The following is a 17,028-nucleotide window of genomic DNA, read 5'->3' as shown; positions in this document are numbered from 1 at the left end:
GAACCCTATGAAAGCGCTCTGGTTGATCTTCCGAGTAATCACTTTCCCAGTGTGGGGGCCGCTATGGCTGACCTGGAAGCTTGGCAAGCTCCTGCTGGTCCTGGTGCTGGTGTCAGCTGCCTCGGGTTGCGTGACCAACAGCGGCACCATCGACAAGTCCCCATGCGCCTGTGAATTCACCCCATTCGTCATCCAGCACAAGGAGTCCCGCAATGCGTAAGTTCTTCACCCTGACCAACATCATCTGCCTGGGCGTTGGCGGCTTTGTCGTGGGATCGATCATCTACGTCAACATCACCAACATCAACTTCAGTTCGGCCCCGGCTGACGAATCGGCCCCGGTAGCCGAGGTGCAGACCGGTAACCCATTGCTCAAGGCCAGCAAGGACGATGTGGCCGACTGGTTCCCCGGTACCTGCTTTGCCGAAATCTACATGCAGAACCCTTCGTATGACGGTGGGCTGGTGAAGGGGTGCATCGACAAAACCGCGCAGGAGATCAAAGCACAAACGGGTGCTGCCTTGAGCGCTGAGGACTTCCGGTCGCCCGAAGTGATCTCCCACTTCAAGACCGTGTACGGGGCCGGGAATCCATGGCGCAGCTAACGTTAAAAGGCCTGGTTGGGGCGACTGACGAAGTAACCACTTCCTTTGTCAGTGAGGTTTTTCCCAACCTGGCCAGCATGGTAGAGCCGCTGATATGGACTCTGGCGGTTGGCTACTGGGTCGCATTGGGCCTGCAGATGTACAACGGCCATGTTTCAGTCAAAGGCTGGGATATCGTCAAGCGGGCCATGTTGACTGCCCTGGTGTTCACCTGTCTGAACTGGTCACAAGGCGGCACGGTGCTCTACCAAGCCTGGGGCGCCTGGACCGAAGGGATCGCGGCAAAGATCATGGGCGGCGGTGCCAGTACCAACACCATGCTCGATGCGTTGTATACGGACATTGGCAAAGTCTCCAGCACGTTGATGAATGTTGGCTGGCGGCAGATAGCGATGATCATCATGGGAACGGGTCTGTTTGTACTGAACTGCATCCTGTTCATCGCTGCGGTCTTGAACATGCTGATTGCCAAGTTTGGTGCGGCAATCATCATGGCCATCTTGCCGGTCATGGTTGGTTTCATTTTCTTCGATGCGGTGCGTCAGTGGTCAATGAACTGGTTTAGCAAGATGCTCAACTTCTCACTGATCTACATCCTTTCGATTGCAGTTGTCCGTTTCGGTTATTCCGTGTTCGGGGACGCAATCAAGGAAGCTGCAACAGCGGCGACGATTACTGATGCGGCCCTGATCACTGCGCAGCAATGGGGCCAGTTGGTGATTGTTGAGGGGGTCATGATCATTTGCATGCTGCAGGTGCGCGGTTGGGCAGCAGCATTGTCATCGGGCGCGGCAGTTGGTGGTTCATCGCTGGTTCTGATGGCACTGCGTACTTTAGGAGTTCGTAAATAATGGACAAACAAGACAAGCAATTTGATAAGGCTGAAAAAGCCCGTCGTAAGCGTGAAGTCGAGGGCAATAAGACTCGCCAAGAGCGTAACCGCTCGCTGTTCTTCCAGGGTGTACAGGCAGCTGTGATCCTGGGCCTTGGCTTCGCTGTGGCAAGCCTGGCGAACTCCAAGACCTACATCCCGGTTGTCACGGTGCTGGGAGCTGACGGCGAGGTCCTGAAACAGCGCGTCATCGACCAAGACAACGTTGATCAGGAACAAGCGATCATCGAGAAAACCCTATTCGACATGATCCGCGCCTGTGAAACCTTTGACCCCAAGCGTAAGCAGCAACTGTCGGATACTTGCCACACCTACCAGACGCAGCAAGTCGCTCGGGAGTATGAGGAAGTCACCAACCCGGAAAACCCGCAGAACCCATATGTTCTGCTGGGTGAAAATGATTGGATCGAAGGACAGCCGTACTTGATGAATAAGGTTGGCGACGAATATCAAGTTTCGTTCAAGTCAATCAATCATAAGTGGGGCGACAAAGAACCTGTAGAGCGTCGTTACCTTGCGACTATCAAGGTTGCGCATACCTTGGTCCCGCGTGCCCTCGGGGACCGTTGGGAGAATCCCTTCGGTACGCTGGCCACTGTATATCGCAAAAGCGAAGAACTGAGCCGCCGGTAATTCGCTGAACTGACAAGGAAACTAATCATGAAAAAACAGTTTGTTTTGCCGACCGCTATTGCCCTGAGTTTGTCTCTCTGCGCATTTAGCACCCATGCGGCAAAGTTGCCAAAAGCGCTGTCGAGTGACAACCGGGTCAAGCAAGTGCCATATGATCCGAACCAAGTCTACGAGTTGGTTGGCACTTACGGCTATCAAACGTCTATCGAGTTTGAAGCCGATGAAATGGTCAAGGTCGTGGCCTTGGGCGACACCATCGCTTGGCAGAGCATGCCGTTTCGCAACCGCGTGTTCCTCAAGCCGGTTGAAGACAACGCCGACACCAACATGACGGTGATCACCTCCAAGCGTACCTACTACTTCCAGCTGAACAGCACCAAGGCGAAGTCGGGCCAGTCGTACCTGGTCCGCTTCGTCTACCCGAACGCCCGCATTGCCTCGTACAACCCCGAGGGTGAAACCCCAGCTGGCACCGCGCCGGTCACCAGCTCGGGCACGCCGGCATCGCCCAACATCAACTACGGCTACTCGGGCGACAAGGAAGCCATCGGCCTGCAAGGCGTGATGGATGACGGGCAGTTCACCAAGTTCCTGATGAAGAAGGGCGCAGATCTGCCGCAGTTCTACCGCGTCCTGCCGGATGGCACCGAGGCGATGGTCGATTCTCGCCGTGAAGGCGATTACATGGTCGTGAAGCGCCTGGCCAGCATGTTCGTTGTTCGCAGTGGCAATGCCTACGTCTGCGTTGAAAACCTGGCTAATCCCTACAAACGCACTGTTACCCGTGGTGCCCGTGATGGCGGGGGGGCATAAGCATGGCCAACGAACCGACTCAACCTCAAGAAAAGACCCGCGACGAAGAGATCCGCGAGTGGAACGAATCTAACTCGATGCTCAAGGGCAAGCCGGGTAACAGCAAGCGCAGTGGTATTGCGATTGCTGTGGCGGCAGTAGTGGCTTGCGGTTTCGCGTACATGGTTACCCACGGCGATGAAGAAACCGAGAACAAGGACACCTTGAAGAAGGAAGAACTGGTCGCGGCCAGCCCGCGCAAGGTGCAGGATCCGCCACCGCGCCGGGAGGCCGCAAAGGTCGCGCCGGTGAGCAACGAGCCAGGCGCTCCGGCTGACACGCCGCGTTCGGTCGTTGATCGGCAGCAGCAAGGGGCCGGCATGAGCGATGAAGAACGGCGCCGGCAACAGCTGGAAATGCAGGCCCAGTTAGAGCGGGAAAAAATGCTTGCTGCGCGGCAGCGTTCCGCCATCTTCGCGACCGCCAAGGATGAAGGCTTTGCCCAAGGGGCAGAGCAGGGTGGTGATGGTCAGCAGGCCGGTGGTGGGTCGCTGTTGGGCGGTGGCCGTGGCTCACAGGGCCACATGAACGCGAATGACGCATTCGCCGCCTCCACCTACAGCGAAAGCGTGCCATTCACCGAAGCCCGCGCCATGGAGAACCTGCAATACAAGGTCCTGCAGGGCGCCGTCATCGAGGCGACTTTGCAGCCACGCGCACAAAGCCAGTTGCCGGGCCAGATCTGCGCGTCCATTGCGCAGAACGTGTTCGCCGCAGAAGGTCGCCTCGTAATGATCCCGTGGGGATCGTTGGTGTGTGGCAGTTACAACGCCAGCTTGATGCCAGGCCAAGAGCGCCTGTTCACCATCTGGAATTTTGTGCGGATTCCGCGCCTGGATGGTCGCCCGCCCATGGAGATTCCACTGAACAGCGCCGGCACCGACCAGTTGGGGACAGCAGGCCAGGGCGGTGTGGTCGACAACCACTGGGCGCAGATCTTCGGGGTAGCTGCAGCGGTATCGATCATCGGCGCCGGTGCCTCCAACAGCGGCGTTTCCTCGGGTGATCAGGAGAACTCGTCGTCGCGCTACCGCAGTGAGGTGCAGGAAGCCGCCGCCGATTCGGCACAGACCATCCTGGGCCGCTACGCCAATATCCAGCCGACTGTGACCGTGCCGCATGGGTCGCGTGTCGTGATCTACCTGCAGCGCGACCTGGACTTCACCAAGGTATTCACCAAGCAGGCCGAACGCGCCGAAAGCGGCGGCGTCACCTTCATCAACTGAGGACGGGTTATGTCTGAGATTGCATCCTTTCGCACAAAACTGGGTCCGCTTGCCCCGATGCTGGATGACCCGGAAGTGACGGAGATCGCCATCAACGGTCCAGACAACGTATTTGCCGGCTACCGCAATAGCCGGTTCATGCGCCCGGTCGCGGTTCAAGGTGTATCGCTTGGGCTGATCAAATCGCTGGCCAGCCTGATTGCCGCTCACACTGACCAGGAGGTGAGCGCCTACACCCCAATCCTGTCGGGTCGTATACCGATCAACCTTGACGACAACGTGGCTGACAACGAGCGCGGCGACTACCGCGTACAGATCGTGTTGGCCCCGGCTGTAGAGCAGCACATCGGCGGGATCGTGTGTATCCGTAAGCCTGGCCGTAAGCAGATCTCCCTGGATCAGTACGCAGCCTCTGGCGCATTCGAGTTCATCAACCAGCCCCGCGACCACGGCCAGTACAGCGATGATCACCTGGTGGAGCTGTACAGGGCCAAGCGTTGGGTCGAGTTCTTCAAGGGCATCGTCAAAGCGCGCAAGAACATCATGATTTCTGCCGGTACCAACGCCGGCAAAACGACTTTCCTCAACGAGCTGATGCAGCACGTTGAACGCAATGAGCGAATCGTCACCATCGAGGACACCCGCGAGCTGCGTCCGCCAGGGGAGAACGTGGTTCACCTGATCTACTCGCGGGGTGGCCAAGGCAAGGCCCGTGTCACGCCGTTTGATCACCTGGAATCCATCCTGCGCCTGACGCCCGACAGGGCAATCATGGGCGAGCTTCGCGGCGGTGAGGCGTTCCCGTTCCTGGAACTGATGAACACCGGCCACAGCGGCACCATGAGTTCGATTCACGCCGACTCGCCGGATCTGATGTTTGACCGCCTGGCGTCGATGGCTTCGCGTGGCGGTGCGGACATGAACAAAAACCAGTTGATCGAGTTCTCTCGGCATCTGATCGACGTAGTGATCCAGTGGGAGTACGGCTTTGATGGCCGACGCATCATCACGGAGGTGCAATATGCGAAAGCTGCCTAAATTCACCCTGGCGCTGCTGGCCAGCGTCTGCGCTACTGCGCTCGCGCATGCTGAGGAAGCCCAGCCGACTCGGTTCTCGGAGCTTGCCGCTAAATGCGCGCCGACCGTCCACCCGTCCACGCTCAAAGCGCTGATCGGCAATGAATCGACCTTCAACCCATACGCCATTGGTGTAGTGGGCACGCACCTGCAGCGTCAACCGCAGTCCTTGAGCGAGGCCATCGCCACGGCTGAGCAACTGGAACGGGATGGCAAGCGGTACGCAATGGGCCTGGGCCAGCTGCTGGTCACCAACATGCGCGCACGCGGGTTGAGCTATGAGGATGTGTTTGAGCCATGCCGCAACCTGCAGGCCATCAGCAACCTGCTTGTGGAGTATTACAAGCAGGCGCTGACTACCAGCAGCGACAAGCAGGAAGCATTGTTGAAAGCCTTCTCGATGTACTACAGCGGCAACGAGCTGCGCGGCTTCAAGCCTGATCGTCCTGGTGAAATGTCGTACGTCGAGAAAGTAGTAGACCGTGCCCTGAACCCTACGGCTGAGGACCCTATTGTGCCGGCTGTAGCGGGCGCAGAAGGTGTTGAGCCGATTGCGGTAGTCGCTACCAGCGCACCGGCCCGAAAAGCGCCCCAGCGCGCTCGTAGGGCCTCTGATCAGCAGGAAGGTGCTTGGCTGACGTTTACCGATGAAAACGGCCAGGCCGTCGCCGCTGCGAAGCCTGAGCAAGCCAGCAAGCCGCAGATCCAGGTTCACTTGAACACAGACGCCGAGGCAGAGCCGCCGAAGCGCGAATTCAAGCGCTTTGAGCAGCCGTCGCCGGATCAGTTCGAACAAGCCAAGGCGCAGCCGGTTGCGGAGCAACAACCATCGACGCCGGCCTTTGTCCAGATCATCAACTGATTTCTCGCACGCGAGAAAAGGAGTTCCTATGCGCACACCAATTCTGACTGTTCTCGCTGCGCTGACTTTCGCCAGCGTGGCGCATGCCGCCGAACTGCCGCAGCCGCCAACCAATTACGACTACGGCTCGAAAAGCGATTCCGATGCCTGTGGGGCCACGTTGTGCCTGCTGGGCATGACCCGCGATGGCGATTGCGACAAGTACGTCACCAAGTATTTCAGCATCATCCGCACCAAGCACGGCAAGTTCAGCCCTTCCCGTACTGCCGAAGCCCGGGGCGATTTTGTAGCGCAGTGCGTGGAAGACCAGAGCAGCGCGAAGTCGGCCAACGACAAATGGGGGGGCGTGCAGCGTGGCTTCTAAGTTGTCCGCATTCGCATCCCTGGCCCTGGCCGTGGCGATGGCCGTGGCTACTCCCCTGAGCAGGGCCGACCAGGCGCCGGCAGATCAGCCGGAATCATCCTCTGCACCGGTTTTGATCGACGGCGCGCGCCGGATCGAGGTTGGCTTCTCTCCCGAAGGTTCGGCGCAGGACCTGGTTCTGCGCACCATCAGCGTGGCGAAAAACTCGATTCGCCTTTCGGCGTACATGATGACCAGCCCCGAAGTGACAAAGGCGTTGATCGCGGCCAAGCAGCGCGGCGTCGATGTGGCGGTGGTGGCCGATCATCAAGGCAACCTTCAGGGCGGCGCCGCTCGGGCTGGCCAGCATGCGTTGACGCTGCTGGCCCGCGCAGGCATCCCGACCCGCACCGTCAAGGCGTACGCCATACACCATGACAAGTTCATGGTGATTGACGGTAAGGCCGTTGAGACGGGCAGTTTCAACTACACCGCCGCCGCTGCACGCAACAACAGCGAAAACGCTTTGGTGGTCTGGAACGACGCCGAACTCGCTGAGCAGTACCTGGCCCACTGGCAAAGCCGGTGGGAAAAGGGCCAAGCATTCAAACCAACCTACTGAGAAGGCATGCACATGGACAAGCAAACCTCTGATCAGACCACTTACCAGCTGCTCCAGAAAGGCCAGGAGCCGCAGACGTTCACCGACGCCAAGCAAGCCGGCGCCGCCTGGTTCAAGGCTGAGCTGTCAGATAAATCGGTAATGACGGTTCAACAGGGCGGGCAAGCCGCCCGTGTGTTCGCGCAGGTCGGCAAAGAGGGCACGCAGTATTACAAGGATTTGCCGTTCGACAACATGCCAGGTGCCGCCGAGTTCAAAGCCTCGTTCAAGGACGCCTTGGAGCTGCGCAAGGCCGAGCAGGCCGGCATCGCCTCGGGCAAGCCTGGCGAACCGATGGCCATTGCGAAGCCGGTGGATATGCCCGCCATCAAGGCAGCTGAGCAGGGCAAAACCTATGACGGCAAGATCGTCGGCTTCCACAACAACCAGGTGATTCAAGCCGTCATGGACGGCCAGAAGACCATCCACGTTGCGCACGAACGGGCAGCTTTGAGCAGCGCCAAAGCTGGCCTGTTGCATCAGGGCAAGGATCTGTCCATCCGCTACCCGTTCTCCGGGGTTGGAATCGTGCAGGAACGCCAGCTGCAGCACGAACGCAAAGTGCCGGCACACCAGCCAAAAGGATTTGGCGGCAAAGGTTTTTAAGATTTCACAACGCCCCCGTCAGGGGCAATTCTGAGAGGGTGAAGGCATGGCTGAAAAATCCAACCTGCATAATCAGATCGACGCCAGAGCTGATTGGGAGAAATTCAGGATCACAGGCAACCAGGCAGATGCAGACAAGGCCTATAACAGCGCAGTTGCTGCGGGTTTCGGCGGTAATGAGAAATCACCGTTGTTGGCGAATATACCGCAGCTGTCCAAAGCGTTTGACGAAGGCCGAGCAGATGCAAAAACCGAATGGGCGATTGGTCGAAAAGAGGATGCGATACACAATCTCCAGACGAAGTACCTGACTCCAGAGGTCGGGAAGTCCTATCAGGGGCCGATTGTCGATGTGGACGGAGACAAAGCCTTCCAGTCCATCAAGCACGAAGGTAAGAACGCCCTGGTAGTCCACCAATTAAAAGACCTTGTAAGCACGAAGGCAGATACGTTCGCACCCTCCGGCAAGGTGATTGATATCCGCTACGCTGCCCAGGGGATCGGAGTCGGCAAAGAGGTGAAAGAGTTGGGGGACCGTAGCTTGTCACATACGCCGAAAGGCATGGGCGGACTCTCTCGCTAGATCGGTGCAAGAAGGGAAAGGAGCCGTTAGGCTCCTTTTTTTGCTGGGGATCACGACGTACCGGCCCCGATCCGACACTCCACAATAAAAACCCCGCACGGAGGCGGGGGGGGGATGGAGCTGGGAGGCGCTGTATTAGACCCTCGGATGCCCGCTGCTCGGCCCTTCCAGGCGGGTGCGTTGCTTGCGCTCCAATGCCTGCCCGTCTGCCACATTTCGCGGCTGAATCGACTCCCTCCGCTGACGCTCGCGTTCCTGCTGCAGCGACAACGCTGTGGTCTTGTCATAGCGCTTGGCAATCGCTGCCGGCAGACCTTTGATGGAGTCCGCATAGACGCGGGCTTCGTGCCGTGCCCGGCTGATCGCCACATACCAAAGGTTCTGCGAGGTGGTGCGGCTCTTGGTGTTGAGCGAGATCATGACGCGATCATTGGTCAGGCCCTGCGCGCTGTGTACGGTCGCGGAATAGGCGTGTTCCAGGTGCAAGGGCTTGTTGGTCGGCAGGCTCACGGTGCGCTCGGGCTGACCGTTGATTTCCTTGAGTGACGCGAGCTGCACCACGCCGCCCTCGATGCTGACAACGCGCATGCGGTCGCCGTTGGTGAGGTCTAGCTTGGGATCCTGGCGGTTGATGCGGATAAGATCGCCTACTGACAGCTCCGGCTTTTCCAGCTTGTACACGCTGAGCTTGGTAGCCTGCCGGGGATTGAACTCGTACCGGTTGCCGCTCCGGTCCTTGACCACAAGGACATTGCCAGGCAGCGCCTGGTCGACCACATACAGCTCGCCCCGGACCAAACCGGCCCGCTTATAGTCCTTCTCCGGCTGAATGATCATGCCCTGCTTGTAGCTGGGCGCGTACCGACGTTCCGCGTCGGTCGAGTCGACACGGTTCAAGGTTTCAAACTCTTTGCCCTTGCCCAGTAGCCCGAGCGACTGCCGGGCCATCTGGTTGATCTCTTTCCGGTCCTTGTTGGTGCCGGCAACGATCAGCACCTCTTTGCGCTGGTCTGGGGTGAGGGCCATGTAGTCGCGCACGATGGCCTGGTGCCGCTCGCTGGCCGTGCGCAATTCCTCAACGTGTTTCAGGTGGTCCAGGGACTTGGTGGGTTGTCCCTCGGCGGCATGCTGCACTGCCAGTTTCAGCTCGGGGTCTTTCTGCCGCTGGATCTCTTTGATTCGGGCGGTCTGCATCCCGCTTAGCTGCAGTTGGGCGAAAGGCTTGCCGGCCTCGATTGCCTCGGTCTGCTTGGTGTCACCCAGCTGAATCAAGCGGGCGCCTGATTGCTCGATCTCTCGCATCAGCCGTTCCATCTGGCGAGCGCCGACTACGCCGGCTTCATCGAGAATTACAATGGTCTTGGCGTCCAGTGCCTTGTTCTTGGTGTGGAAGAAGCTGGCCAGCGTATGCGCGTCCAGTCCTTCGTTTTTCAAGGCGGTCACCTGGTTACCGTACGGCGCCAGGGCAACAACCCGGTAGCCTGTACCGGCCTGCAAGTCGCGGCTGGTCATCGCCGCATTCACGGAGTCGATCAGCTTGACGGCCCGGTCCACCGAGTAGGTTTTGCCGGTACCCGCATCACCCTGAATGCCCACAAACCGGTTGTTGGTACTGACGATCACCTCTACGGCCTGGTACTGGCCTGCAGACAAGGTGGATCCCTCCAGTGCTTTGGCCACCTGCTCTTTGGTCATCAATGGTTCGACCTGGCCACGGCCAGTCCGCTCGATAGCCAGAATGGCTTTCTCGCGCTTCAACGCCTTCTGCGTGGTGTAGCGTTTTTCGGCGGGTTCCAGCGAGCCGCGCTTGATAGCCCTGTCCACGTACTGCCGGGCCTCTTTCTCGCTCCAGCCTTTCAGCTCCTGCAGGTGCGCCCGCCATCCTGCAGGCGACAGCACCGGCGAATCGAGATCGCCGTTGGGCATGCGATAGGTCGGTGGGGATTCGATCAACGTCCCTTGCTTGACCAGGCGCCGGATCTCTTCACTGACCTGATCCGGGGTGGCCAGCCCAACAGCTCGCCGTAGAGCGACCGTGCGCAGGTCGTTCTCTCCGACCACTTGTTCACGCTCGGTCAAGTGGTTGATGGCGTACTGAACGACAGCCTGGCCGGGGGTGATGCCTTCGGGCAGGCTGTATTCGGCGTGGCTGTTATTGCGTGGCGCATACTCGCGGTTATCCAGGTGGCTGCGGGCGCCAAAATCAATGCCCAGCTCGCGGGCTTTGGTAACCCAATACTCTTTGACCAGATGGCGGTCGCGTTCATCCTTGCGGGGCCGGGTGGCCATCGCAATGATCTGCTTTTCAAGCGGAGTCGCGTCAGCGCGGGTTTTCCCGTCTTTGGCCAGCGCATCCTCGATGACCTTGGAGCGGCTGGAAAACGCCTCGATCTGGTCACGCGATATGTGGGCAAGCTCGAAATTACCCTGGTTGTCCAACACCCGGATTTCATACCCCAGCGCCCGGAGTTCCTGAGCCAGAATGCCCTTGTACATGGCATCGACCTGGGGTTGGATCTTGTAAATGTCGTCATTGCGCAAGGCCCGCCATTTACCGTCAGAGCGCCGGGTCATGTTCATGACCACGGCATGCGTGTGCATCTGCGGGTCCTTGGCCCGGCTCATTTCATGCCGGAACTTGCCAATGACCAGGTTTCCCGAGCGCTCAAGCATGGTTTTGCCGTTTACCTTCAAACGGGTTTGGGCCAGGCGCTCGACTTCCTCCATGCTCTTGGTAACTGCCCGATCATGCGCGGCCATAACATCCTTGTCGCCGGCAATCAGGGCCTGCATCGAGACGGACTTTGGCGCGGAGAACGTGAGGTCGAGGCCCATTCGCCGCGTGCCGGTTTCCTTGTCGAAGGTCTTGGCCATTCGGTCGCCATTGGGCAACTTTCCATCAAACAGGCGGGCCAGTTCCTTCTGGTCGATGGCACCCTCCAGGCCAAGCAGCTCGGCACCGATGCCTTGCCACTCGCCGTGTGCCTCCTTGGCGTAGTAATCGTCAGCGTTGGAGAAGTAGCCCGCCGCCGCGTACTGGTTGTCACCTTTGATCAGCGTCACGTTGAACATCGCTTACCCCGTCAAGCAGCTTGGCCAATGACGATTGCCGGTGCCCGTTCCTTGTAATCGACGTATGGCGTCTTGATCTTGGTGATGGGGAAGTCCTCGGCAAATTTGACGTAGGCTTCCAAGTCGTTGAGGTTCGAAATCTCCGAGTCCATCACGACCGGTTCAAGCTTGATTTCCTCGGCTCGCGTCATGCGGCCTGCCGTCCACGATTTGCGGAACCGCTTGACCTCCTGATTACCCAAAATTTCCTTGGCCATATCGGCATTCTTGGCGTTCGCTGCGGCCAGGATGACGTAGTTTCGGAAGCAAGACAGCAGGGTTTCCGCATCGTCCCGGCCATAGCTGGCGTTGAGCTGGGACCAGTCCTGCAGACTGCCGACCATGCGCAAGCCATGTTTCCGGCCCTTGGTCGCTGCAGGTACGAAGCTCTCCAGCTTGCCCAGCGACTGCAGTTCATCAAGGAACAGCCAGAGGCACTTACCGGTCATTGGTTCGGAGCTGAGGATCGTTGCGCAGATGGTGTCGATCCAGGTGGCCACCAGCGGTCGCATGGTGTCGCGCATATCCTCACGCCAGGTAATGAACAGGTTGCCGGCGTCGGGATCATTCACCCAGCGGTAGATCGAAAAGTCACCTTTGCCCATGTAGCGCAGGGGTCGGATGTACTTGTTCATCATGAACTGGATGCTGGCGATGGCCTTTTCCGCGTTGTCGCGGAAGTAACCCTCAGAGTCGGTGTTGGCCAGGAACGCCCGGATGGTGTCGCCGTCCTCACGCACCAGCAGGTTTACCAGCGTGTCCTGGTTGGCGTTGTTGGTTTCCATGAGCTTGCGCATTGTGTCCGACAGCACGTCGCGAGCGTACGCGCACCACTGCTCGTCGCTGGGGTCGACCTGTGGCGGAATGATCGACTTGGCCATCCGGTTGAAATCATGGACGCCCCGGATCTCGTTGAAGATCGTCCAACCTGCAGAGCGGGCGTCAAAGGGATTGAGGATGTAATCGCCTTTGAAACTGAACTTGGAGTAGAACGTACCATTGGGATCGACCACGGCCATCCGGTCATTGCGTCGGAGTGCCGAGGCGATCATGCCCTCCATGGTCACCGACTTACCGGCGCCGATGGACGCGCAGATCATGGTGTTGCGGTCTTCCAGGTGCAAGGGCATCGGCAGCTTGCCGATCATGATTGGCGCTGCTTTTTCCTGACCCTTCTTGCGGCGTTCACGGTTGGTTTTGGCGTTGCGGGCGCTGACTTTCCGTTCCACGAAATGCCAGTTGCGAATGCGGGATCCGCGCAGCCACTGCTGGAATCGTTCACCCCGGAAACCGTCATCACAATATTCGTACAGGTAGTAACACAGCCCTGCAGCAACCACGGATGCAGCAATGGTTGTCCCCAGCACTAGAGGTTCGTGCCAGCCGTTGTGCAGTGTGTCTTTGAATGCTGCGGGGAACGGAGCCAGTGGCAGCTGCGCCAACTGGGTACCGGCCAGCCAGCCAGCGATCGGTAAACCAAAGCCCGCTGTCATAGCGGCTGAATCAACCTCTTGTTTGTGCATCAGTCCTCTCCTGATAGACGCTCAATGTCCTCGGCCAGGTCGGGCAATAGTGCTGCCAGCGCATCCTCGCTGCTGACCAGGTGCTGGAGTTCAGCGCGTAGCGCATTGATCTTGCCCTGTGCCGTTCCTTGTCGCAGCAGATAGACCGCTATGGCCTGAATGGTTCTGCTGCGTGCCTGTTCCTGGGTGATGTTTTCCAGCAACCCAAGCATGCGTTGCTGCTCTGCCCAGCTGTCCATATCCAGCTGCCGCCCCCCCTTGTCGGTGGCCAGCACGCGGTCACGAATGTAGCTCGACAAGTGCTTGTAGCCGGCCAGCGCAGCGGCTTCCTCAACCCTGGCCAGCTGCTCGGTGTTGAATCGAATGGGTACTGTTTTGCCCACGTTGTTCCCTCAAATTCCCCTGGAAAATAGGTGTCACACACCTCCAAAGGTAACGCACTTTTCTTGTAATGCAAACGTATCACACAAAAACCTTGATTTATATGGCTCAAATGACTACTTTGTAATACAATCGTATCACGGCACCAATCAAGACAAAACGCCGCTGACGCAGGCACGGCGCGGCTTCCACCTCCCGCCAGGGAGGTGCGTGTTGTGTATTGAGACTTTGACCCTGTTAAGGGTCGAAGTTGATGCTCTTGTTAAGGGCGTTTTTAGGGCCTAGGCCGAAGGCCGTAGCATGCGGAGGACTAGGGGTAGGCAATTAGGGTGCTGTAAGGCTGTAGATTGAGCGCAAAGGGGGTTTAGCTTGACTACAGGTGGGGGGTGAGTAGGATGCTGTATAAATGCAATGTAGGTGCAGGTAGGGTGCAAAATGGCAGGCAAGGATATTGAGGCAGCACTATTGGCAGTCGAACCAGTGACCAAGGCAGCGAAAATACGCCAGGTCATGCCAGTGATTGAGAAGCAACTGAAGGCAGGTGTTCGACGCCAGGCGATTCTGGATGTGCTCAAGGCCCAAGGCATCGAGGTGAGCATGGACACGCTCAAGAGCTACCTGTACCGGTATCGCAAAGCCCAGCGCGAGAACAGCACGCCCGTGGCCAACCCAGCACCGGCACCGCAAAATCCAGTACCAGAGCAACGGACGGTAGAACCAGCACGGCAGGTCGAGCCACCAGTTGAAGGAGGTGTATCGTACGATACAGACCCGAGCCAAGATGCGGACGAACGGCCCCATGTGGGGCCGGCAGAGTTGAGCAGGCTCATGAATCCCGGGGACGATCAGAACGCCTCGGACTTGGATCGATATGAAAGCGCAGCGCGCAGCAGAAGGAAACGCACATGAGAACCGTCACCGTGAATTTCACCGGCAACTCCGGTAAAACCACACTCTCCGACAACCTGATCTGGCCGCGAGTCGGCGGCTTACGGTTTGCGATTGAAACCATCAATGCTGGTGCGTCGGATACCGCCGCCGAGATCGAACGCCTCAAGGGCAAACAGTTTGGCGAGCTGTCCGAGATCCTGCTGACCGAGGACAAAGTGGTGGTCGACGTTGGCGCGTCCAACGTCGAAGACTTCTTCAAGTTCATGGGCCAGTACGACGGCTCCCACGAAGATATCGATTTCTTCGTGGTGCCGGCTGTGCCGGAGAAAAAGCAGCAGGTCGACACCATCAACACCATCAAGACCCTGGCCGCGCTCGGCGTGCCAGCGAAAAAGATCCTGGTCGTCTTCAACAAGGTCCAGATCGATGACGCCGACGATATCCCGCAGACGTTCGCGGCGCTGTTCGGCTTCCACGAAGTCGAGAAGAAATTCACCCTCAAGCGCGATGCTGTGGTGTACGCGAACGAAATTTTCGAGCGCCTGCGCCCGCTGAAAATGAATGTCACGCAGGTACTGGAGGACTCCACGGACTACCGCGCCCAGTTGCGCGATGCCAAGGACGATACCGAGAAAGATCATGCGCTTCGCATGATCTCCGCGCAGCGCCTGGCCAAGTCGGCATCGCGTAACCTTGACCAGGTGTACGCCTCGCTGTTCGGCAAGGGGAAGTGATCGATGGCCAAGGACCCGACCACGGCCCGCGAAGCGATGGTCGCGCAAATGATGGAGGACTTTGACGCCATCGTGCGGCGCCTGGAACAGGTCGACGCCGACCTGGCGGCTAAAACGTCCGAGGCCGTACGCGATGCAGCAGGCAAAGTTCTGCTGCAAACGCAGCTGAACTTTGAGTCGATGATGGAGGAACAGCGCAACGCCCTGGTGCAGGCCGGGCGTGAAGCGGCGGCACGGATCGGTAACGAGATCAACCGCAGCACCGCGAACCTAGTCAGTGCCCAGGCGGAACGCCGGGCCATTCGGTATACGGCGCTGTTGCTGCTGGTCGGCGCGGCGCTCGGCGCCGCTGCTGTGCTGGCTGCTGTTGGTGCCGGCTTTATGATCGGGCGGTGAGGGGGCGTGCCCCCTTTTTTTGATGTGTAACCTGTATCGTACGATACAGGTTACAATGCCTGTAACGTTCATCCCCCCTGACTCCGAGCGATCAGCATAGGGGATTCTCGCGTGCGAGAAATGGAGGCCGCATGTCCGCAACCCCAAGCCAGCTGCTCTATGACGAAATCGAAGGCGCGTACAACTGGTTCAATGATCGGTTGTACGGTGGCCAGCTTCCTGGCTGCATCTTCACCCTGCAGCGCAAGGCCAACACTTTCGGCTACTACTCGCCATCGCGCTTCCTGCGCCGCAATGGCTCGGGTAAGAGCGATGAAATCGCGCTGAACTGCGCCTACTTCGCGCATCGCAGCATCAAGCAAACGCTGTCCACGCTGGTGCATGAACAGGCGCACCAGTGGCAGGATTGCTTCGGGAAGAAGTCTCGCGGCGGGTACCACAACCGCGAGTGGGCCGACAAAATGGAGGCCATCGGGCTGATGCCTTCGCACACGGGTGAGCCTGGCGGGCGCCGGTGCGGGCAGCAGATGACGCACTACATCATCGAGGGCGGTCCCTTCGATGTGGCATGCGACGAATTACTCGCAACCGGCGCCATGATTTCCTGGATCGATATCGTCACCCAGCGGGTGCCAATGTCCGCAACGCAGCTGTACGGGCCAGGTGGGGAGCCTTTACCCCAGCCCGAGGATCCGACCATCGACATACCGGCGCTGACTGTTGCGGGTCTGATTCAGCCGGCAACGCCGGCTGAGGATCCGAAGAACAAGCGCAAGTACACCTGTCCCAGCTGCAAGTTGAACGTGTGGGGCAAGCCAGGCCTTAGCGGGCGGCTGCTCTGTTTGGACTGCGACGTACGTTTCCTTGAGGCCGGCGAGCTGGTGGAAGTGCCGCCCGACGCTGATGCCCAGCCGGGCGGGGACGACTGATAACCGTAGGGCGTCAGTTGCCCCCGCCTGGCCGCTGCCGGCGAGGCGACTTGCTGCCGGTGAGGCCCTAACGTATGTATGCGTTAGGGCTTTGAACCAGCAGGAGATCACCTCCCATGTACATACCGTCACGCGACGACTTGCTGCAGCTGTACGAAAACGACGTTAAATCGGCGTACGCCGACCGGCTCGATGGTTACCGCCGTTACTTGGAAAATCGGGAAGGCAGCTTGCGCCAGATGGCCAGCCACTGCGGCGCGGAACTCGGTGCAGCGCACAAGCGCTGCAAGCGCGACCTGGTGTTTTCATTCCTGCAGGTGGAACGGCTGAACGGGCTGGACATAACTCCGACCCTGGCAGAAAACCTCTGCGCCAAGCTGCTCGGGAGAGGGGTGGACGTACGGATTGCGCTGGAGAAATTCGCAACGGAAGGGCGCACAGCCGCCAACAAATCAAAGGTCGGTCCTGAGATCCTGGATCAGCTGGAGGCGACTCTGGAGCCGATGGTGCAAGCCCTGGTCATGGCCATGACAGAGATCCGGGTCCGCTATCGGGATGACTTCGATGACTGCGTAGCACATCGCCGGTTCAAGCCCTAGGCTTTGTACGAAAAGTATTGCCGCATGCAACGTAGGCTGCAGGCCAAGGTGACCATGGCTGCAAAGCTCTTGGCCAGCTTGTCATAGCGAGTGCCGATCCTGCGATTTTCTTTCAGCCAGCCAA

The 17,028-nt window shown here is 58.9% G+C and carries 20 protein-coding genes and 1 pseudogene; 17 read left to right on the top strand and 4 right to left on the bottom strand.

Annotation, left to right across the window (positions count from 1 at the left end; translation table 11 throughout):
* Window positions 1–7 precede the first annotated feature (7 nt).
* From QMX84_RS13485 to QMX84_RS13430, 12 genes are read left to right on the top strand one after another with little or no spacing between them, the layout of a single operon-like run.
* Window positions 8–220, top strand: a complete 213-nt coding sequence (locus QMX84_RS13485) for a hypothetical protein (RefSeq protein ID WP_102886337.1) — start codon at window positions 8–10, stop codon at window positions 218–220.
* On the top strand, window positions 213–605 hold the full coding sequence (locus tag QMX84_RS13480; RefSeq protein WP_282364002.1) for a hypothetical protein: 393 nt from the start codon (window positions 213–215) through the stop codon (window positions 603–605). Before QMX84_RS13485 ends, QMX84_RS13480 begins: the two co-directional genes overlap by 8 nt.
* On the top strand, window positions 593–1,456 hold the full coding sequence (locus QMX84_RS13475; protein ID WP_102886335.1) for a type IV secretion system protein: 864 nt from the start codon (window positions 593–595) through the stop codon (window positions 1,454–1,456). Before QMX84_RS13480 ends, QMX84_RS13475 begins: the two co-directional genes overlap by 13 nt.
* Window positions 1,456–2,130 (top strand): type IV secretion system protein, encoded by a 675-nt coding sequence (locus QMX84_RS13470; RefSeq protein WP_102886334.1) that lies wholly within the window; start codon window positions 1,456–1,458, stop codon window positions 2,128–2,130. The genes QMX84_RS13475 and QMX84_RS13470 overlap by 1 nt, the downstream gene beginning before the upstream one ends.
* Before the next feature lie 27 nt (window positions 2,131–2,157).
* Entirely contained in the window at window positions 2,158–2,943 is a 786-nt protein-coding gene (locus QMX84_RS13465) for a TrbG/VirB9 family P-type conjugative transfer protein (protein WP_078457170.1), read from the top strand.
* A gap of 2 nt (window positions 2,944–2,945) precedes the next feature.
* Window positions 2,946–4,208: a TrbI/VirB10 family protein gene (locus QMX84_RS13460; RefSeq protein WP_078457171.1), complete on the top strand. Its 1,263-nt coding sequence runs from the start codon at window positions 2,946–2,948 to the stop codon at window positions 4,206–4,208.
* A 9-nt stretch (window positions 4,209–4,217) separates the two neighbouring features.
* Complete coding sequence (gene virB11 / locus QMX84_RS13455; RefSeq protein WP_282364001.1) at window positions 4,218–5,246, top strand: P-type DNA transfer ATPase VirB11; 1,029 nt, start codon at window positions 4,218–4,220, stop codon at window positions 5,244–5,246.
* Window positions 5,230–6,147, top strand: a complete 918-nt coding sequence (locus QMX84_RS13450) for a lytic transglycosylase domain-containing protein (protein WP_078457173.1) — start codon at window positions 5,230–5,232, stop codon at window positions 6,145–6,147. Before virB11 ends, QMX84_RS13450 begins: the two co-directional genes overlap by 17 nt.
* A 28-nt stretch (window positions 6,148–6,175) precedes the next feature.
* Window positions 6,176–6,511, top strand: a complete 336-nt coding sequence (locus tag QMX84_RS13445) for a TrbM/KikA/MpfK family conjugal transfer protein (protein WP_078457174.1) — start codon at window positions 6,176–6,178, stop codon at window positions 6,509–6,511.
* A complete protein-coding gene (locus QMX84_RS13440; RefSeq protein WP_282364000.1) occupies window positions 6,501–7,112 on the top strand; it encodes a phospholipase D family protein in 612 nt (203 codons plus the stop codon). Before QMX84_RS13445 ends, QMX84_RS13440 begins: the two co-directional genes overlap by 11 nt.
* A gap of 12 nt (window positions 7,113–7,124) precedes the next feature.
* Window positions 7,125–7,757: a hypothetical protein gene (locus QMX84_RS13435; protein WP_282363999.1), complete on the top strand. Its 633-nt coding sequence runs from the start codon at window positions 7,125–7,127 to the stop codon at window positions 7,755–7,757.
* 46 nt (window positions 7,758–7,803) lie between these two features.
* Window positions 7,804–8,340, top strand: a complete 537-nt coding sequence (locus tag QMX84_RS13430) for a hypothetical protein (RefSeq protein ID WP_078457175.1) — start codon at window positions 7,804–7,806, stop codon at window positions 8,338–8,340.
* Between the two features lie 135 nt (window positions 8,341–8,475).
* Here the strand turns inward: QMX84_RS13430 and mobF are convergent, their stop codons facing one another.
* The 3 genes from mobF to QMX84_RS13415 are packed head-to-tail and all read right to left on the bottom strand — an operon-like array spanning window position 8,476 to window position 13,357.
* The gene (mobF, locus tag QMX84_RS13425; RefSeq protein WP_078457176.1) at window positions 8,476–11,412 is read right to left on the bottom strand and encodes a MobF family relaxase; all 2,937 of its coding nucleotides are present in this window, start codon (window positions 11,410–11,412) and stop codon (window positions 8,476–8,478) included.
* 11 nt (window positions 11,413–11,423) lie between these two features.
* Window positions 11,424–12,974, bottom strand: coding sequence for a type IV secretion system DNA-binding domain-containing protein (locus QMX84_RS13420; protein ID WP_282363998.1), 1,551 nt, complete (start codon window positions 12,972–12,974; stop codon window positions 11,424–11,426).
* Window positions 12,974–13,357 carry a hypothetical protein gene (locus QMX84_RS13415; RefSeq protein WP_225231712.1) on the bottom strand — a complete coding sequence of 128 codons (384 nt, stop codon included), beginning with the start codon at window positions 13,355–13,357 and terminating at the stop codon, window positions 12,974–12,976. Before QMX84_RS13415 ends, QMX84_RS13420 begins: the two co-directional genes overlap by 1 nt.
* Before the next feature lie 433 nt (window positions 13,358–13,790).
* Between QMX84_RS13415 and QMX84_RS13410 the strand changes: the two genes are divergently transcribed.
* From QMX84_RS13410 to QMX84_RS13390, 5 genes are all read left to right on the top strand, one after another.
* Window positions 13,791–14,264: a hypothetical protein gene (locus tag QMX84_RS13410; protein WP_282363997.1), complete on the top strand. Its 474-nt coding sequence runs from the start codon at window positions 13,791–13,793 to the stop codon at window positions 14,262–14,264.
* Window positions 14,261–14,980, top strand: coding sequence for a StbB family protein (stbB, locus tag QMX84_RS13405; protein WP_078457179.1), 720 nt, complete (start codon window positions 14,261–14,263; stop codon window positions 14,978–14,980). Before QMX84_RS13410 ends, stbB begins: the two co-directional genes overlap by 4 nt.
* Window positions 14,981–14,983: 3 nt before the next feature.
* Complete coding sequence (locus QMX84_RS13400; protein WP_078457180.1) at window positions 14,984–15,376, top strand: hypothetical protein; 393 nt, start codon at window positions 14,984–14,986, stop codon at window positions 15,374–15,376.
* 131 nt (window positions 15,377–15,507) lie between these two features.
* Window positions 15,508–16,305 (top strand): SprT-like domain-containing protein, encoded by a 798-nt coding sequence (locus tag QMX84_RS13395; protein WP_078457181.1) that lies wholly within the window; start codon window positions 15,508–15,510, stop codon window positions 16,303–16,305.
* A 116-nt stretch (window positions 16,306–16,421) separates the two neighbouring features.
* Entirely contained in the window at window positions 16,422–16,904 is a 483-nt protein-coding gene (locus QMX84_RS13390) for a hypothetical protein (RefSeq protein ID WP_078457182.1), read from the top strand.
* On the opposite strand, the pseudogene QMX84_RS13385 reads toward QMX84_RS13390, so the two are convergent.
* Window positions 16,901–17,028 (bottom strand): annotated as a pseudogene (locus tag QMX84_RS13385) (IS5/IS1182 family transposase); the annotation flags it as partial. The gene QMX84_RS13390 and the pseudogene QMX84_RS13385 overlap by 4 nt on opposite strands.

This window comes from Pseudomonas sp. PS01297, assembly GCF_029959305.1.
Lineage (GTDB): Bacteria > Pseudomonadota > Gammaproteobacteria > Pseudomonadales > Pseudomonadaceae > Aquipseudomonas > Aquipseudomonas helleri.
The sequence above is the reverse complement of the archived record's forward strand: the minus strand, read 5'-3'. Positions and strand labels throughout refer to the sequence as shown.

Bases quoted from the DNA above. Each gene is read 5' to 3' on its own strand.
- QMX84_RS13395 (WP_078457181.1), top strand. From the start codon at position 15,508: ATGTCCGCAACCCCAAGCCAGCTGCTCTATGACGAAATCGAAGGCGCG.
- QMX84_RS13465 (WP_078457170.1), top strand. From the start codon at position 2,158: ATGAAAAAACAGTTTGTTTTGCCGACCGCTATTGCCCTGAGTTTGTCT.
- QMX84_RS13460 (WP_078457171.1), top strand. From the start codon at position 2,946: ATGGCCAACGAACCGACTCAACCTCAAGAAAAGACCCGCGACGAAGAG.
- QMX84_RS13445 (WP_078457174.1), top strand. From the start codon at position 6,176: ATGCGCACACCAATTCTGACTGTTCTCGCTGCGCTGACTTTCGCCAGC.
- QMX84_RS13475 (WP_102886335.1), top strand. From the start codon at position 593: ATGGCGCAGCTAACGTTAAAAGGCCTGGTTGGGGCGACTGACGAAGTA.
- mobF (WP_078457176.1), bottom strand. From the start codon at position 11,412: ATGTTCAACGTGACGCTGATCAAAGGTGACAACCAGTACGCGGCGGCG.
- QMX84_RS13470 (WP_102886334.1), top strand. From the start codon at position 1,456: ATGGACAAACAAGACAAGCAATTTGATAAGGCTGAAAAAGCCCGTCGT.
- QMX84_RS13420 (WP_282363998.1), bottom strand. From the start codon at position 12,974: ATGCACAAACAAGAGGTTGATTCAGCCGCTATGACAGCGGGCTTTGGT.
- QMX84_RS13390 (WP_078457182.1), top strand. From the start codon at position 16,422: ATGTACATACCGTCACGCGACGACTTGCTGCAGCTGTACGAAAACGAC.
- QMX84_RS13410 (WP_282363997.1), top strand. From the start codon at position 13,791: ATGGCAGGCAAGGATATTGAGGCAGCACTATTGGCAGTCGAACCAGTG.
- QMX84_RS13485 (WP_102886337.1), top strand. From the start codon at position 8: ATGAAAGCGCTCTGGTTGATCTTCCGAGTAATCACTTTCCCAGTGTGG.
- virB11 (WP_282364001.1), top strand. From the start codon at position 4,218: ATGTCTGAGATTGCATCCTTTCGCACAAAACTGGGTCCGCTTGCCCCG.
- QMX84_RS13400 (WP_078457180.1), top strand. From the start codon at position 14,984: ATGGCCAAGGACCCGACCACGGCCCGCGAAGCGATGGTCGCGCAAATG.
- QMX84_RS13480 (WP_282364002.1), top strand. From the start codon at position 213: ATGCGTAAGTTCTTCACCCTGACCAACATCATCTGCCTGGGCGTTGGC.
- QMX84_RS13435 (WP_282363999.1), top strand. From the start codon at position 7,125: ATGGACAAGCAAACCTCTGATCAGACCACTTACCAGCTGCTCCAGAAA.
- stbB (WP_078457179.1), top strand. From the start codon at position 14,261: ATGAGAACCGTCACCGTGAATTTCACCGGCAACTCCGGTAAAACCACA.
- QMX84_RS13450 (WP_078457173.1), top strand. From the start codon at position 5,230: ATGCGAAAGCTGCCTAAATTCACCCTGGCGCTGCTGGCCAGCGTCTGC.
- QMX84_RS13430 (WP_078457175.1), top strand. From the start codon at position 7,804: ATGGCTGAAAAATCCAACCTGCATAATCAGATCGACGCCAGAGCTGAT.